Annotated in this window: 13 protein-coding genes; 5 read left to right on the top strand and 8 right to left on the bottom strand. The window is 58.4% G+C overall.

Annotated features, from left to right (window positions below; genetic code table 11):
* Positions 1-348 precede the first annotated feature (348 nt).
* The 4 genes from ACH9L7_RS02375 to ACH9L7_RS02360 form a co-directional block, all read right to left on the bottom strand.
* Positions 349-792, bottom strand: a complete 444-nt coding sequence (locus tag ACH9L7_RS02375; RefSeq protein WP_396612153.1) for a hypothetical protein — start codon at positions 790-792, stop codon at positions 349-351.
* A gap of 73 nt (positions 793-865) precedes the next feature.
* The gene (locus ACH9L7_RS02370; RefSeq protein ID WP_396612152.1) at positions 866-1,687 is read right to left on the bottom strand and encodes an IS5 family transposase; all 822 of its coding nucleotides are present in this window, start codon (positions 1,685-1,687) and stop codon (positions 866-868) included.
* A gap of 374 nt (positions 1,688-2,061) precedes the next feature.
* Positions 2,062-2,253, bottom strand: a complete 192-nt coding sequence (locus ACH9L7_RS02365; RefSeq protein WP_396612151.1) for a hypothetical protein — start codon at positions 2,251-2,253, stop codon at positions 2,062-2,064.
* 341 nt (positions 2,254-2,594) lie between these two features.
* Positions 2,595-3,296, bottom strand: coding sequence for a hypothetical protein (locus ACH9L7_RS02360; protein ID WP_396612150.1), 702 nt, complete (start codon positions 3,294-3,296; stop codon positions 2,595-2,597).
* Positions 3,297-3,508: 212 nt separating this feature from the next.
* Between ACH9L7_RS02360 and ACH9L7_RS02355 the strand changes: the two genes are divergently transcribed.
* From ACH9L7_RS02355 to ACH9L7_RS02335, 5 genes are all read left to right on the top strand, one after another.
* Positions 3,509-4,528: a hypothetical protein gene (locus tag ACH9L7_RS02355; protein WP_396612149.1), complete on the top strand. Its 1,020-nt coding sequence runs from the start codon at positions 3,509-3,511 to the stop codon at positions 4,526-4,528.
* Positions 4,529-5,130: 602 nt separating this feature from the next.
* Positions 5,131-6,600: a hypothetical protein gene (locus ACH9L7_RS02350; protein WP_396612148.1), complete on the top strand. Its 1,470-nt coding sequence runs from the start codon at positions 5,131-5,133 to the stop codon at positions 6,598-6,600.
* A 105-nt stretch (positions 6,601-6,705) separates the two neighbouring features.
* Positions 6,706-7,695, top strand: a complete 990-nt coding sequence (locus ACH9L7_RS02345; protein WP_396612147.1) for a ring-cleaving dioxygenase — start codon at positions 6,706-6,708, stop codon at positions 7,693-7,695.
* Between the two features lie 80 nt (positions 7,696-7,775).
* Entirely contained in the window at positions 7,776-8,747 is a 972-nt protein-coding gene (locus ACH9L7_RS02340) for an alpha/beta fold hydrolase (protein ID WP_396612146.1), read from the top strand.
* 38 nt (positions 8,748-8,785) lie between these two features.
* Complete coding sequence (locus ACH9L7_RS02335; RefSeq protein WP_396612145.1) at positions 8,786-9,430, top strand: helix-turn-helix domain-containing protein; 645 nt, start codon at positions 8,786-8,788, stop codon at positions 9,428-9,430.
* Here the strand turns inward: ACH9L7_RS02335 and ACH9L7_RS02330 are convergent.
* From ACH9L7_RS02330 to ACH9L7_RS02315, 4 genes are all read right to left on the bottom strand, one after another.
* Positions 9,412-10,422, bottom strand: coding sequence for an NAD-dependent epimerase/dehydratase family protein (locus ACH9L7_RS02330; RefSeq protein ID WP_396612144.1), 1,011 nt, complete (start codon positions 10,420-10,422; stop codon positions 9,412-9,414). The two genes, ACH9L7_RS02335 and ACH9L7_RS02330, sit on opposite strands and share 19 nt — an antisense overlap.
* Before the next feature lie 91 nt (positions 10,423-10,513).
* Positions 10,514-11,830, bottom strand: coding sequence for an LVIVD repeat-containing protein (locus ACH9L7_RS02325; protein ID WP_396612143.1), 1,317 nt, complete (start codon positions 11,828-11,830; stop codon positions 10,514-10,516).
* Positions 11,831-11,833: 3 nt separating this feature from the next.
* Positions 11,834-13,210, bottom strand: coding sequence for an LVIVD repeat-containing protein (locus ACH9L7_RS02320; RefSeq protein ID WP_396612142.1), 1,377 nt, complete (start codon positions 13,208-13,210; stop codon positions 11,834-11,836).
* Between the two features lie 4 nt (positions 13,211-13,214).
* Positions 13,215-14,495 (bottom strand): LVIVD repeat-containing protein, encoded by a 1,281-nt coding sequence (locus tag ACH9L7_RS02315; RefSeq protein WP_396612141.1) that lies wholly within the window; start codon positions 14,493-14,495, stop codon positions 13,215-13,217.
* Between the last annotated feature and the right edge of the window lie 109 nt (positions 14,496-14,604).

The raw sequence follows: 14,604 nt of genomic DNA, 5'->3' as shown, positions 1-14,604 counted from the left end.
AGTCGCTTCACCCAGTCACACCGAGTGTGTCCTGCTGTCATACGTCCATTAACTATAATCAGGGATTAGTGCAAGTAGAGGCAGTTTCCATATGAACTGAACTTTAAGTGCACTGTTCCGAGTTTGTGAATACCGTTCATCAAGAAGTGTGGATAAACTAAACACTTCTACAAAAACACAACTATCGGTGACTGTGTTGGAACTCTCTACGCGAACCATTTCAAACAAGTGGCTCTGTTGAAATCCTATTGACTCAACACTTTTCCACTGAAACAGCTGTTGGGTAGGACTGCATAACCAACACTTCAGTCTCGTTTTCGTCCTCTACGATAGGTGAAAAGACCTCCCTCAGCTACAGCTATTCTGGTCGAAATCGATAAAGAGTCCTTTGGTCTCGTTCTTTTCTATCTTGACTCCGACCTTGTCATCGGTAGAATTACCGCCACAGTCCGGGTAGTAGTGGTAATGGTCAAAAACCTCGTTCTCGGATTCGAGAAGTCGGGCTCGAATTAGGTATCTATCACTTGCCACGATGTCCTCTAACAGTCTATGAGAGGGTTCGTCATCGCGCGCAGGGAGTTCGTGCCATCCACTGTGAACCGTGGCTTCGCTATTCTGCTTACCGTCTGCTCTCAGAATTTGAAGGTCTATCGTATGGGGGTCGTCGTCGTAATTCAGAAGCTCGACGGTAAGCTTCGACGAGAACGGAGTAGTAATGTTCAGACACCCGGTTAGTGATGTGACTCCAATACAGACTCCGGTTTGGAGGGCTTTCCTTCGGGAGAATTTCATCTAAGTTTTCATATCATCCTATCGACGATATGCTTTCTGGAATTACAATTATTACACAATCTTAATTGGACGTTCAAAGTGCCTTATCGATGTTGTGTGTGAGACAGCGGACAACGAGTTCACGGAACTGCTTCCACCAGTGTCGTGAGCGGACAAATGCGCCATATTTCCGTTTCAGGCGAGAGTTCACCGTCTCATTCTGACACCGTTGGCCGTAGAGGTCGGCATCCATTCGAACATTCCACGCCCTGTGAAGTGACGCGAACTCTCGATGCTTGATAAGCGGACGAATACTTTCCTCACGGGCTAACGCCCGAACGTTCTGGTCGTCATATCCCTTGTCACCGAGGAGAATCGCCACTTCGCTAGTGTTCCGCTTGATGAGCGAAGGTGCAATCTTCGAGTCGTGTTTTCTCGTCGTCGTCACGTGCAAATCGAGGATAGCATTCGCTCTTGTGTCTACGAGAAGTGTGACTTTCAACTGCTGAATCGTCAACTTCGTTCGTTTAGTGTAGTGTTTTGAGGCGTGACTACGGTCGAACCCGGAGGCGTCAATCCCGACGACACCGTTGGTTGGAAGGAGTGTGACCGAGAGGTTGAGCAGGACGCGCCATACGGTCATATCGAGCTGATTGAACGCCTTACACAATGTCGAGGGAGATGGGAGTTCCGTCAAATCGACGGCGCTCCGAATACGAGGCATCTCGATAAGTTCGTCAAGAAGCGTCCGGTACGTCGTATTCTTCCGAACCTTGAGGCAGAGCAGGACAATGTGTTGATGGAGTGTGTACCGCCGTTTTGAGAACTTCGAAGAGTACCGAGCAACCGATCGCCGGGCTAAGTGCATTGCTTGTTCAACGAACTGGAGTAATCGTGACTTCGGGAGGGCCTGCATTCGGTCACACTACCAGGCGAACCTGTAATTCTCTGAGGATTTCAACAGAGCCACTCGTCCGAACTCGATTATCGTCGATAAGGCAGAACCAGACGGGATCTTTGACCTCCCTGACGACTAAGCGCTATACACCCGAGATACAGAAGGATGCACCGTGAAAAATCCTAGATTAGATAACCCGCCAGTCTTTGTCGATTTTGCACGGTTGACGACAGCTAAATCTACGGAAACGGCGGGGAGGTAGGTAATTAACCAACGACGTGGTTGCAATGGTAGAAACCCACCACGGGCGTGAAGCGAGAGCCTCATCCGCTGGCAACCGCGTCCCAAATGATCTCGATACGCGACCTAAAGCGGGCCAGCAAGCATCCCCGTCACGCCTGATCGGGCGTGACGAACTCTGTTCGAAGGTCCTCATCGCCATCCACATTGAAATTGGCGAACAGCGTGCCGCGCGGCAGCAGAGCAATACGGCCGACGTGGTACAAGTCGCCACACGAGGGAACGGCGTTGATGGCGAACATGACCGCGGCAGTCGCGGCCACGAGCCCACTGCTGAGCCACATTACACTTGCACAGCCTAGACTCAGGCTGACGAACCACTCAACATACCGCTTTTTCTCCCCGCGTGATCCCCTGGCTGGAGGCGACGACGCTTGGGGTTGGCAGGAACAACTGTGTGTGGAACTCAAAGCGAGGGGTGAGACTAGCGCGACACCGAGTGCGTAATGAACGCTTTCGTGAAGAGTGCCGATTAACTTAGAGATGCTTCGTCCATAGGCGTTATACAAGCCTCTCAATCAGTATTGTAGATGGCTCTATATTCTATATTCCTGGATCTAATTCCGGTAATCGGTCACACCAGGGACTTCGGGGGCTACAAGTACCGAATGGACTCACCAGGGGATTACCAACCCTGTCGGATTAAGAAGACAGAATTTACTACAAGCGCGAGCAAAAACGGCCATGAACCTGCGGGCCAGATAAACACGGCACTGAGCGGAATGATTCCTAGTAACAGTACAGTGGCCACGAATCTACCCCAAACCCAACGAGTAGCGTTTCCATCTGGTTCCCCACGAATCGAAACATCATGACGCTGAAGAGAGTCACGAAAGTGTCTCTCAATGTCCGACGGAATAAGAAACGCAGTTGGCTTGTTGGTGAACGATTTCTCGTTGTACAACCTGACCATGGTCTGGTCAGCAAGTGACAGAAATCTAGCTGCTTCGACGTCATTGAACGAAGTAGCCACATCTTGATCGCTGCGGAAGAGAGTGGGCTCTCCCATATGATAGGTGCTCACTAGGTCTCCAGTATCTTGGTCCAGTTCCACAGTCATTTTGATAAATCTCTCTGATGTCTGCAAAATAGCCACCATCATGATTGCACTGTACATGCTGTAAAAAAATGCAGTCTTGCCGCCAATAAGCAAAGCAACACTTAGCAAACAGACAGGGATGACGACAAACACCAGCCACCACATTAATCGACCGAAGTCAGCACCATTGAATACGACTCGATAGGGGAGACTTCGTAACCCATTAAGTCCTGTTGTCCAAGACGTCACATTTGCCTTCGTGTCTGCACTCTCTGGTTGCGAAATCATTTGTATTATATCATAAATTTATTCGGAGAGAAATAGTTGTGTCGATTCATCCGAATCGTTTGCTTTGATTGGTTCCAATTGGCATGAACCAAAGCACCATTGATATTCATTTTTAGCTGTGTGGGAATTACTCATGGGATTTTGTATCCAATAACCTTGATATGTTATATTTATAGAAAGTTATTTAAAATGGTTCGATTATGTGGAAAGTGATGGTAAGAAATAATTCGGAAAAGAACAAGAAAAATCAGGGAACAAATCGGAGAAGCGTACTGAAAAATATGGCTGTCTTGGGGGCACTATCTGCCGCTGCACCACGAGTCGGTGCGTCCCCCGATGACAAAAACATCAAGCTCGGCAGTGTTTTGAGCAGTCCGAAGGTTAAGAGGGTGAAAAAAGCCATTCCAGGGCTGAAGCTGGACCGTCAAAACGCCGCTGTTTTCGGAAAAGATGGATCGCTCATCGTCATTCCCGCGAATTACGGGAAGCTTCTTGCAACTACCGATAATGAAGCCGCAAGCTTCTACTTTGACGAATGGGTGGCAGGTGTAGACAAAAACTGGCCTCAGGAAGCTGAAGCTCGATTAACCGCGGAAGGTGACGGTCTTCTATTCCAACGAGGTGCAACTGATTCAGAAAAGCGACAGTTTATTTCTGCAATCAATCGCTCAGAATATGACGAAAAACGCACCAACGTCATGGTGACTCCTGGACGGGGGGAGATCACATTCACTCATGCAAACCATGAAGAGCGTGAGGTTGAGACGCTGACAGCAGTCACTCAGCAAGGATTTACCGAATCCATACAAACACAGAGTGTGACTGAGAAAGGTGACACAGAGGAAGAACTAACAGTAGTTGATAGAAGTACGTTCACAGCTTCCGACCTTACGCAAACAGATTCTACTTCTTCAGGCCAGACAGCTACTACCTCAGGCGCTACTATCCAGGCTGCTCCGCCTGGGTGTCATGCAGACGCCATCCTCGATTTAGTTCTGTGTGTGACAGACTACGCTGATTGTAGTTTCTGTTTCCTGGCTAGCACTCTTACTGGACCAGTGGCTGTTGCTTGTTGGATCATTGTTTGTCTTGATGGTGGCCTTTCGTTTGCTATGGAATACCTTACTGACTGGGGTTGCTACGCATTTGGCGAAGAAGTGTATGATTGTCTTCGCTACATCGTTGATGAGTACGGCCATCTGGTGCCCGAGCCACCCACTGCAAACGGTTGAGATGCTAGGCCTTAGGGAAAGAGGAGTGCTTGCTTAACAAACTGAAGTAACTGCGACTTTGGAGAGGCCTTCATTCGGTCAAACTACTGACCGAACCTATAATTCTTTGAGGATTTCAACAGAACCAAACAAGTCGAAACCGACACCTGTTGCGTAGACGATTCCTGTTCACAGTCTCAGAGTTCCTTCTCACCGGAGATAGTGCTGAGGGGCGTTCTGGCCATCTCAATATAAAGCCATACGCGTTTGGTGAATCGTAGAATTTGCTATAGAATGTGTGTCATGGTGTATGGGGCGCACCCTCCGCTCGAACACAGGAACCAACGGCGAACGAATGAATTGCAGTAGATGTGCTGGGGACCTTTTGAGACGGAACGACTACTGGAAATGCATCCAGTGCGGGTGGGTACCGAAAGAGGGGGCAGACTAAGCGGCAGGCCTCGCGAAGAACTTCCTTCACCGGTGGCCGTCCACCAGGCGCTTGGTACGGTCGTTGAGGGGGGTTGTGGATACTAACCGGGCATCCATCGAGAACGTGTCTTCCCGCCCAATATATGACATAGGTTGACAACCATCATGGTTGTGGCGGTCCAATCGATGGTATGCATTGGGTAGAAACCGTTCGGCGGAGCCGACAACCGGCGACTCACGACGAGTTCTACCGGAGGGTGTCGATGCAGGCGGCGTCACTGCGCGATGCACTCACTGCTGGAGAATTCGAGGGCGAGTTCGCACTCGGACTCGAACTGGAGGGATACGCCGCAGACTCCGACGGGCGACTCACGACGATTCCCGAATCGGTATTCGAGACCGGTTGTGAGCGTGAACTCGGGCGACACAACGCCGAGGTGAATACGCCGAGAGCACAGTTCGACCAGGTGGGTATCGAAGAACAGGCTACGAGTCTCGACGAGCGACTGACCGCCGTCCGGAACGCACTCGCAGCCCACGACTCTCAGTTCATCACCGACGGAATGTGGACTATCGGCCCGCCGGAGGGGACGCTCCCCTATCTGACCGCGGTCCGCGAACGAGAGGGACAGCGAGTGTCGGCGAACCTCTCCCCTGCGGCGCGCTACTACGCACTCGATGCCGATATCAGCGCCAACGGACCGGTCACACTGTCGCTTCGGGGGTGTCGACAGTCGTTTGCCTCGATACTGGTCGAATCCCTCGCCACGTCGATGCAGGTCCACCTCCAGACGCCCACTGCCGAGTTCCCTCGCTACTTCAACACGGCGTTGCGGACTGCGGGGCCGGTGCTCGTGCTGGCGGCCAACTCGCCGTTTCTTCCACCGGACCTCTACACCGACCCGACGCCCGGAACAGTACTGAACGCTGGCGTCGAACTCCGTGTCCCTGTCTTCGAGTCGATGAACGTCCGCGAACCGGGGAAGGTTCGATTCCCTCGGGACATCGACCACCCCATTGATGCGGTCGACCGCATTGCCGAGGACCGCCAGTGCGCTCCGTATCTCCGCGAGTGGGTCGACGATGACTCCCGCGACGGGTTCGTCGACGAACACTGGGAACTCCTGCACAAACAGGGAACCTGCTGGCGGTGGATTCGACCCGTGTTCGGTCCGGAAGGACCGCGTATCGAATACCGGGTGTTGGCCGCCCAACCGAGCGCCGCGGATGTCATCTCGTTGCAGGCGCTCGTCGCGGGCCTCATACGCGGCATCGTGGCCACCGACCATCCGGTCTCCGACCTGTCGTGGAACGCGGCTTACGATTCGTTCTACGCGGCTGTCCGTGATGGGTTCGACGCCGACATCGCGTGGATGACCCGCGACGGGAACCGGACCGGCAACCTCGAACTCGTCTACCCGGAACTCTTCGCCCTCGCCCGCCACGGACTGCGTACTCAAGGGTTCGAACCCGAGCGTATCGAGGCGCTACTCGCACCTATCGAACACAGGTGGTCGACGCGGACATCTCCGAGCGAGTGGAAACGCGAACAGGTCCGTGCGCGACTCGAAGAAGGGGTTGACCTCCCGGAGGCCATCGAAGCGATGCAACACGAGTACAACGAGCGCTCTCGCACGAGCGAATCGTTCGCGGCGTGGTGAACGCGGATGGTTGAGAGAACCCCAATACGGGCTACCAACCCCGCTGCCACCCGGTAACCCTCACGTCAGCAGAGACTCAAGTTGCTCCGGTCCCTACCCTGTCCGATGACAACTCCTACTCCGACACCCGGGATTCACCACGTGACGTGCATCGCGGGCGACCCGCAACAGAACCTCGACTTCTGGGTCGAAACGCTCGGCCTCAGACTCGCCAAGCGCTCCATCAATCAGGACGACCCCAGCACGTACCACTTCTTCTTCACGGACGCCAAGGGGACCCCCGGAACGAGCATGACGTTCTTCCCGTGGTCGGACCTTCCGCAGGGCAAGGTCGGCACTGGACAGGTTTCGAGAACCGCGTTCCGCGTTCCGAACGGGAGTCTCGACTACTGGGAGGACCGGTTCGACCAGTACGAAGTCGAGTACGACGACCGAGTCGGGCGATTCGGCGAGACCGTTCTCCCCTTCCGCGACCCTGACGGCCTCCCGGTCGAACTCGTGGCGGTCGAAATCCCCGAGGACGACCCGACGGTTCCGTGGGACGAGTTCGTCCCTGAAAAACACGCCATCCGCGGCTTCCACTCGGTGACGCTCTGGGAAGCAGACCCCCAACCCACCGAGGACTTACTCCAAACGATGGGATTCGAGGAAGTCGGGACCGAACAGTCCGCCGGCGACGACCCAGCGGACGAGCGGACCCGATTCGCCGCGCGCGGTCCGGTTGGGAAGTACGTCGACGTGCTTCCGACCATCGAAAGCAGCAGACAAGGTCGTGGAACGGTCCACCACGTCGCGTTCCAGACACCGACCGACGAGGACCAAGCAGAAATGCGGAACGCCGTGCAGTCGCAGGGATTGCGGCCGACGAACCAGATAAATCGCCACTGGTTCCGGTCGGTCTACTTCCGGGAGTCCGGGGGCGTGCTGTTCGAACTCGCCACGAACGGCCCCGGCTACGACAGCGACGAACCGCTCGACGAACTCGGGGAGCGACTCGTCCTGCCCGGACAGTTCGAGAACCGGCGCGAAGAAATCGAGGCTGGCCTGCCGGACGTGACGATACCGCGAGCAGATTCCGCGGAAGCCGACGACTGAGACGACTCCCGCTCTGGGTCATATACTGCCGGATGAGTCCGGCGACACTCACACCGCAAGGTGGCGACTAGTAACGTCGGATGGCGACATGGATTTCGGAGTCGGTTTGGGAGCGACTGGGACAGGACGGCGCGGGAAGACGGACCGTTTCAGTCGACGGCGGGCGAGAACTCGCCTACGCCGAATACGGTTGCCCGGACGGCGACCCCGTCGTGTTCTTCCACGGGACTCCCGGGTCGCGACTGCTCGGCAAACTGTTCGACGCACCCGCGAGTGACCACGGTGTTCGCCTCCTCGCGTTCGAGAGACCCGGATACGGCAACTCGACGCCGTGGGACGATTACTCGCACCGAGAGGCTGGGGATATCGTCGCGGCTCTCCTCGACGACGCTGGCGTTGAGTCCGCCGGTCTCGTCGCGTTCTCGGGCGGTACGCCCCATGCACTTTCGACCGCAGCGACGCACCCCGAACGAGTCTCCCGCGTCGATATCGTCGCGGGGGCGACACCGCCCAAAGTCGGTCCGGAACCACCCGCAGCGCTCCGAGTGCTTGCGAGGCTTGCGACGACAGCCCCGTTGGTTCTCCGGGGACTTCTCCGCGGGCAGGCGTGGCTTGCTGACCGTCTCGACCCGTCGTTCGTCGTCTCGCAGTACACGACGAGCGGAACTTCGGATACGTCCGAACCGATATCGGACGCCGCCGCAACGGTCGTGAAAGCGGATTTCGTCGAGGCCTTCCGCAACTCCAGACGCGGCGCTGTCGCCGAGTTCCAGCAGGCGAAACGTGAGTGGGAAATCCCGTTCGATGACATCGAAGCCGACGTGTGCTTTTGGCACGGAACACAGGATACAAACGTCCCTCTCACGGGTGTTCGCCGCCTCAGCGAACAGTTACCGACCGCTCGGATAAGCGTCATAGACGACGCCGACCACCTTCGGACGCTCCTTCGCAGCATCCCGCAGGTCGTCGCCAACCATGGCGAGTCTGCGCGTGTCGAGGGCGAACCCAACGCACATCGTAGTGATTGCCGAAACCAACACACACCGCAGTGATTGATACGTTGCCACGCCAAACGACATCCGGGAGCGGTATGAAACGGATTCAGTTCTCGGTCCGGTACTCGGAGCGGTTCGTCCACCCTCTCCAGCGGCGCATCGAAGAAGACTCGTCGATTACGCGGGCCGAACTGCTGATGTGGAGTCCGACGACGGACGCGACCACGTTGCTCTGGTGCGACGGCGACCCGGAGGCAACCGAGCGTGTCGTCGCCGGTATCGACTCGCTTCGGTCGAGTCACTTCGTCGAAGATGGCAGTGGAACCTACCTGTTTCTCCGGCAGGACGACTACGAGTTTTCGGCGGCGTTGCTGGAGACGATTGCTGAGTCGAACGTCATCTTTCTCCCGCCGGTCGTTTTCCGAGAGGACGGGACAGTCCGGTTCGAGGCGGTCGGCGACACAGCGTCGCTCAGCGCCTTTCACGACGACCTCTCCGAATTCGGCGACCTCACAATCGACTGGGTCCACGGGTTCGAGCGTCGGAACTCGCCGTCTCGATTGACCCCGCGCCAGCAAGAAGCACTGGAGGCGGCGGTTTCGGTCGGCTACTACGAGCGCCCCCGCGAGGGGTCGGTTGCGAGCATCGCAGCGAAACTCGACTGCTCAACGAGCACGGCGGGGGAGCTAATTCGCAAGGCCGAGGCCGCGGTACTCGAATCCTACGTCGAGACGCTGTGATGCTCGCCGGTCGAATCGGCGGGTGACTCGCCCCCAAATTCGGCGAGCGTGCTGTCAGACTGCCACGTTTCGATGACCTGTTGTAGCCCCTCACGGTACGTCGCATACTCCGGTTCCCACCCGAGTTCGCGCTTTGCTCGCTCGTTGGTCGTCGCCATCGGACGGGAGATAATGTCGGTACTCACTTTCCCGATGAAGAATCGAGCTACCCACGCCGGAATCCGACGTGGCTCTGGCGCGTCCAGCATCTCGGCGAACGTTTCGAAGAACACAGCGCCCGTCACGGATTCGTCGTCGACAATGTGGTAGATTCCGTGCGCCTCGTTTTCGACCGCTTCGACGAAGGCTGCTGCCGCGTCGTCGGGGTGAACGAAGGAGAGTTCGGCGTCTCGCCGCCCGAACAAACCTCTGCCGATGATTGGGAGGTTGCCGTCATATAGTCGTTCGCCCCACTGTCGCGTGTCTCTCGCATCCGGCGCGTAGAAGAGTCCACACCGGAGGATTCCAGCGCCGAAGTCGTCCGTGGCTGCACGCTCTCTGAGCAGGTCTTCGACAACGGCAGCGGACTGCGTGCCTCTGTCGGGGTGCCGCTCGGCCGTCTCGTCGAACCGAGAACCATCGGGTTGGCGGGCAATCCAGACGACGCTCGGAAACAGCACCTGTTCCACCCCGTCCGGTGCCGCATCGAGCAGATTTCGCATCCCATCCAGTCGGACGCGGTCGTTTCGCGCCCACTCCTCGTCGCTCGGGTTGGTCGACCCCGGAATAGCGGTCGCTGCGTGGATGAGCACCTCGACATCGTCGTCGACCGCCTGACGCAACGTTTCTGTGTCAAGCACGTCCCCATACCGGGGGGTCCCACCGCGGCGTTTGACGACTGCCTCGCCCTCTTCGTCTCTCACCAGTCCAACGACCTCGTGACCGCGGTCGGAGAGTCGGTCGACGAGCCGTCGCCCGAGAACACCTGTTGACCCAGTGATAACTATTCTCATGAGATTTCAAAGAATCCAGATTGGCAAAGTTCTGGTGCCGCACCCATACGAGAGATATAAATTGGACGTGTCGAGGTGGCCGCGTCGTTCGTCACCCCGACGTAGCGTGGTGCTCCGGTCCCGGTCCGGTTCCACGTTCGAAGTCTCCCTCGAACGACGGCGGACTCACTTTCCCGCGGTCGTCGTGGAGGAAGACGAGACCGGCACCGATGTCGCTCGCGACGGTCATGCTTCTGCTCCGCACTGCCGTCCAGAACGACGACCCATCCGGGTCGTAGCTCGCGCGAAGTGCCGGATCTGCCGGGTCGGTGATGTCGAAGACGCGTACGCCGCCTTCGTACCAAGAGGTGTCGAGTCGGTTCGCGGTCACGTCGAAGTTGTGTGACGTTCGGAATCCGTCCACCGACGGCGGGTCGATTCGCGTCAGGAACTCGGGGTTCGACAGGTCGCTGGTGTCGAACACCTTGATGCCGCCGAAGTCGTCCTCGTCGGGGTCCGAAACTCCAATCGCCCCCGGGAACGTCTCCGCACCGACGAAGACGAGGTCACCGTCGGGTGAGGGCTGTGCGTAGTGAGCGTTCCCCGGCGGGAGGAAGATACGTTCGAGGTACTCCAGATTCTCGAAGTCCTGTTCGAACAGTTTTTCGTCCCAGTCGGGGTCCTCCGAGAACGAACTCACGGGAACCGGATTGGTCGGGTCGCTCACGTCGAGCACCCAACAGCCAGCGTCCCAAAACGAGATGTACGCCAGCCCGTCTTGGACGTACACGTCGTGGACCAACGCGGTTGCCTGCTCTCTGAGGAACGCACCGGGCTCCGGCCACTCCGAGAGGAGCGTCGGATTGGTCGGGTCGCTCACGTCCACGATTTTGAGGGCACTGTCGTCGAAGGGGAACTCGCGACAGATGTACGCGAGGTCCCCTTCGAGGAAGTGGTTGTGAACTCCCGCGGGGAGTTCCTGCCACGTTCCTCGGAACTGTGGGTCCGTCGGGTCGGAGATGTCGTAGAAGTGCGTCCCGATGTCAGACGGCGTACTCCCGACCTGACTACTGATAGCGAGCAGGTCGCCGTCGACTTTGACATCCGCGACACCCCCGCCCGGAACGTCCATCTCGACTTCGACCGACGGCTTCAGCTTGTTCCGCCAATCGACGACTGCGAGGCCGCCGCCGGTTGCGACGTACGCGAAGTTCTTCTGGGTGACGACTTCGAGCGCGCCGTCGACCGCCTGTTCGCTGAACAGGCGGAGGGCGTCGGGAGCACCGACAGTGCGGTCGCGGGCGCTCGCGGTACCGGCGGCGCCGGTGAGCGCGAACGCACCGCACGTCTTCAGTACGGTTCGTCTCGTGTGTCGTTCGTCGAATGCGTGATTGAACATCGTCTTGGTCGTGTTCGTGTCGTGTTGCATGTCTCAGGACCGACCGTGGCCTCGCTCGTCGGACTGACCGTCGGCACCATCCTGTGTTCTCCCCCGAGCACGGTGGCTACCGTCGTCGTCGGGAGACGACGGCCTCGGGAGAACCTTGAACGTGAAGACACCGGTGACTTGGTCGGCGACGAGAGTCAGGTCGCGCCGCCGGTTGTAATCTGCCCCCCACGCGACGGGCGGGTTCTCGGGGATGAGCATCCCGTTCGCCTCGTCGACGCCGTCGAGCGTCGCGTACCGGTCGGTCGGGACCGGGTCGGTCGGGTCGGTGATGTCCGCGGTCCAGACGCCCTCTCGGTACCCCCCATCGACGAGGATGGTCGTCTCACCTTTCGGGACGATGTCGTGGTTGTGCGTCGTCCAGTCGAGGAACTCGATCGGTTCGTCCATCACCTCGGCGTTGGGTGAGTGAGTGAACCCGACGTGTTGCGGGTCCGCCGGCGACCCGTCGCCCCACCCGATGTCGAGGACGTGCTTGCCACCGGGGACCCCCGTGCCGATTTCGTCGCCCACGACGACGAGTTCGCGTCTCGGGTCGAAGTTTGCGTAGTGACAGTTCTCGAAGCCAGCGGTGCCGACCGCCTCGTAGTCCGGTCGGTCCTCGTAGTCGAACCGACCAACCTCTTCGGGGGCCAGCGGGTCGCTCACGTCCATGAGGACGTAGCCATCGAGAAACGCGCCCGAGTCTCTGTCGCCGCCGATGAACGCGCAGTGTGCGTACTCTCGCTCTGGGTCGACGACCACGTCGTGGAGGTCCGCCTTCGGACCGAACGACCCGACGAGACGTGGCTCCACGGGGTCGTTCAGGTCCCACACTTCGAGGCCGCCGTCGGCGTCTTCCTCGTTCGTCGCATAGAGGACCGGTTCCTCCGGGTGGGCGAAGACGTTGTGCGTCGGGTCGGCGTCGAGGTGCGAGATGACCTCCGGGTCCGTCGGAGTGCCGTCGCCCCACCCGTAGTCGATGACCTCGATTCCCTCCTCACCCCGTTCGTTGTTCGGTTCCTGCGTGCGGTAGTAGAGACCGTTGCGGTGGTCGAAATGGACGTCCGCGTTCCGGGTGTTCGCCGACGACGGGAGTCGATGGACTTCCGTCGGGTCGGTTGGGGTGCGCAAATCGACGAGGAAACTCCCGCCCTCGCCGAGAAAACTGCCGAGGACGCCGTACAGTCCGTCGGCGCGAATGGCACCCTCGGCGTACCCGCCGGGCGGGTCTGAGAGGAGCGAGTGGCCGAGTTTCTTCAGGCGGCCCTTCGGTCTGGCCGCTTCCCGGCTTCGGGCACTCGCGGTGCCAACGACGCCGACCGCGGTCGTCGAGGCGAGCAGTTGTAGGGTCGTTCGGCGGGTATACCCGTGGTCAGCCATCGAGTCAGTCCCCCTTCGCCGCCGACGGCGTGAACTTGAACACGTAGATGCCGGTCTGCATGTCGCTGACGACCGTGAAGTCACGCTCGTCGGCGTAATCGACACCCCACGCCATCGGTGCCGGTCCGACGAATCCGGCGCCGTTCGCTTGGTCTGCCATGTCGTCGGTCCTGTACTGGTCGGTCGCCGTCGGGTCGGTCGGGTCGCTTACGTCGTAGACGACCGCACCTTCGTGGTAGTCGCCGCTGACGAGCATCGTGGTGCGGCCTTTCGGAATGATGTCGAAGTTGTGGCCGGTCCAGTCGAACAGTTCGAGCGCTTCGTCCATCACTTCGGCGTTCGGCGAAGTGGTGTACCCGATTGGTTTCGGGTTCTCGATGGAGCCGTCACCCCATCCGATGTCGAAGACGTGCTTGCCGCCGGGCTTTCCGAAGCCAATTTCGTCGCCGACGTACGCGAGTTCCCTGTTGGGGTCGAAGTTCGCGTAGTGGCAGTTCTCGAATCCTTCCTCGCCGACGGCGACGTCCTCGTAGGATGGCAGCCCTTCGTAGCTGAACCGTCCGACTTCCTCTGGTTCCATCGGGTCGCTGATGTCCATGATGACGTAGCCGTCGAACCCGCCGCCGATGAACGCGCAGTGAAGCAGGTCGCGTCCGGGGTCGACGACCATGTCGTGGAGGGCGGCTTCCGGGCCGAACACGTCCCCGCCGGTGACGTTCGTGGGGTCGCTCGTGTCCCAGACGCCGACGCCATGGTGTTCTGTCGTGTAGAGGACGTCCGCCTCCGGATGAGCGCGGACGTTGTGTGTCGACCCGGCCGGGATGCGGGAGGCCTTGACCGGGTTTTCCGGCGTTCCGTCACTCCAGCCGTAATCGATAACGTCGACGCCGTTCGGTGGTGCGAACGTTGTTGGGTCGTCGTCGCCACCTTCGCGTGACCGATAATAGAGTCCGTCCCGCCGGTCGAACTTCACGTCTGCGTGCCGAACTCCGTTCGAGGGCGTCGGGAACTCGTGTACCTCCGTCGGGTCCGTCGGGTTGCTGATGTCGACGAGGAAGCTCCCGCCGGGGCCGGTGAAGCTCCCGAGAATAGCATACTGTCCGTCCGAGCGGATGTCCTCTTCCGCATAGCCGCCTGCCGGGTCCGATAGCAGAGAGTGACCCAGCTTTCTGATTGCTCCTTTGTCCTTCTTTCCACCGGGGTCCGCCGCGACTGTTGTTGTGCCAATACTGCCCAGCGTCGTTGCGCCGATGAGCTTTAGCGCGGTTCGTCGTGTGTAGGTCATGAGTGACCCCACTAGCTAAACAATGTCAAAAATGATTACATTTTTTATGCCAAATGTTAATTTCTCTACAGTGGAACTGTTTGGGATATCGAACTATGCCTGTGAGAGC

The sequence above is a fragment of the Haloferax sp. S1W genome, from assembly GCF_044593955.1.
Taxonomy (GTDB): Archaea; Halobacteriota; Halobacteria; order Halobacteriales; family Haloferacaceae; genus Haloferax.
This window is presented reverse-complemented; position numbering and strand designations above follow the sequence as displayed.

Excerpts from the sequence above, each read along its gene's own strand:
- ACH9L7_RS02335 (WP_396612145.1), top strand. The coding sequence starts at position 8,786 with ATGAAACGGATTCAGTTCTCGGTCCGGTACTCGGAGCGGTTCGTCCAC.
- ACH9L7_RS02350 (WP_396612148.1), top strand. The coding sequence starts at position 5,131 with ATGCATTGGGTAGAAACCGTTCGGCGGAGCCGACAACCGGCGACTCAC.
- ACH9L7_RS02375 (WP_396612153.1), bottom strand. The coding sequence starts at position 792 with ATGAAATTCTCCCGAAGGAAAGCCCTCCAAACCGGAGTCTGTATTGGA.
- ACH9L7_RS02320 (WP_396612142.1), bottom strand. The coding sequence starts at position 13,210 with ATGGCTGACCACGGGTATACCCGCCGAACGACCCTACAACTGCTCGCC.
- ACH9L7_RS02345 (WP_396612147.1), top strand. The coding sequence starts at position 6,706 with ATGACAACTCCTACTCCGACACCCGGGATTCACCACGTGACGTGCATC.
- ACH9L7_RS02340 (WP_396612146.1), top strand. The coding sequence starts at position 7,776 with ATGGCGACATGGATTTCGGAGTCGGTTTGGGAGCGACTGGGACAGGAC.
- ACH9L7_RS02325 (WP_396612143.1), bottom strand. The coding sequence starts at position 11,830 with ATGCAACACGACACGAACACGACCAAGACGATGTTCAATCACGCATTC.
- ACH9L7_RS02355 (WP_396612149.1), top strand. The coding sequence starts at position 3,509 with ATGGTAAGAAATAATTCGGAAAAGAACAAGAAAAATCAGGGAACAAAT.
- ACH9L7_RS02365 (WP_396612151.1), bottom strand. The coding sequence starts at position 2,253 with ATGTGGCTCAGCAGTGGGCTCGTGGCCGCGACTGCCGCGGTCATGTTC.
- ACH9L7_RS02360 (WP_396612150.1), bottom strand. The coding sequence starts at position 3,296 with ATGATTTCGCAACCAGAGAGTGCAGACACGAAGGCAAATGTGACGTCT.
- ACH9L7_RS02370 (WP_396612152.1), bottom strand. The coding sequence starts at position 1,687 with ATGCAGGCCCTCCCGAAGTCACGATTACTCCAGTTCGTTGAACAAGCA.
- ACH9L7_RS02315 (WP_396612141.1), bottom strand. The coding sequence starts at position 14,495 with ATGACCTACACACGACGAACCGCGCTAAAGCTCATCGGCGCAACGACG.
- ACH9L7_RS02330 (WP_396612144.1), bottom strand. The coding sequence starts at position 10,422 with ATGAGAATAGTTATCACTGGGTCAACAGGTGTTCTCGGGCGACGGCTC.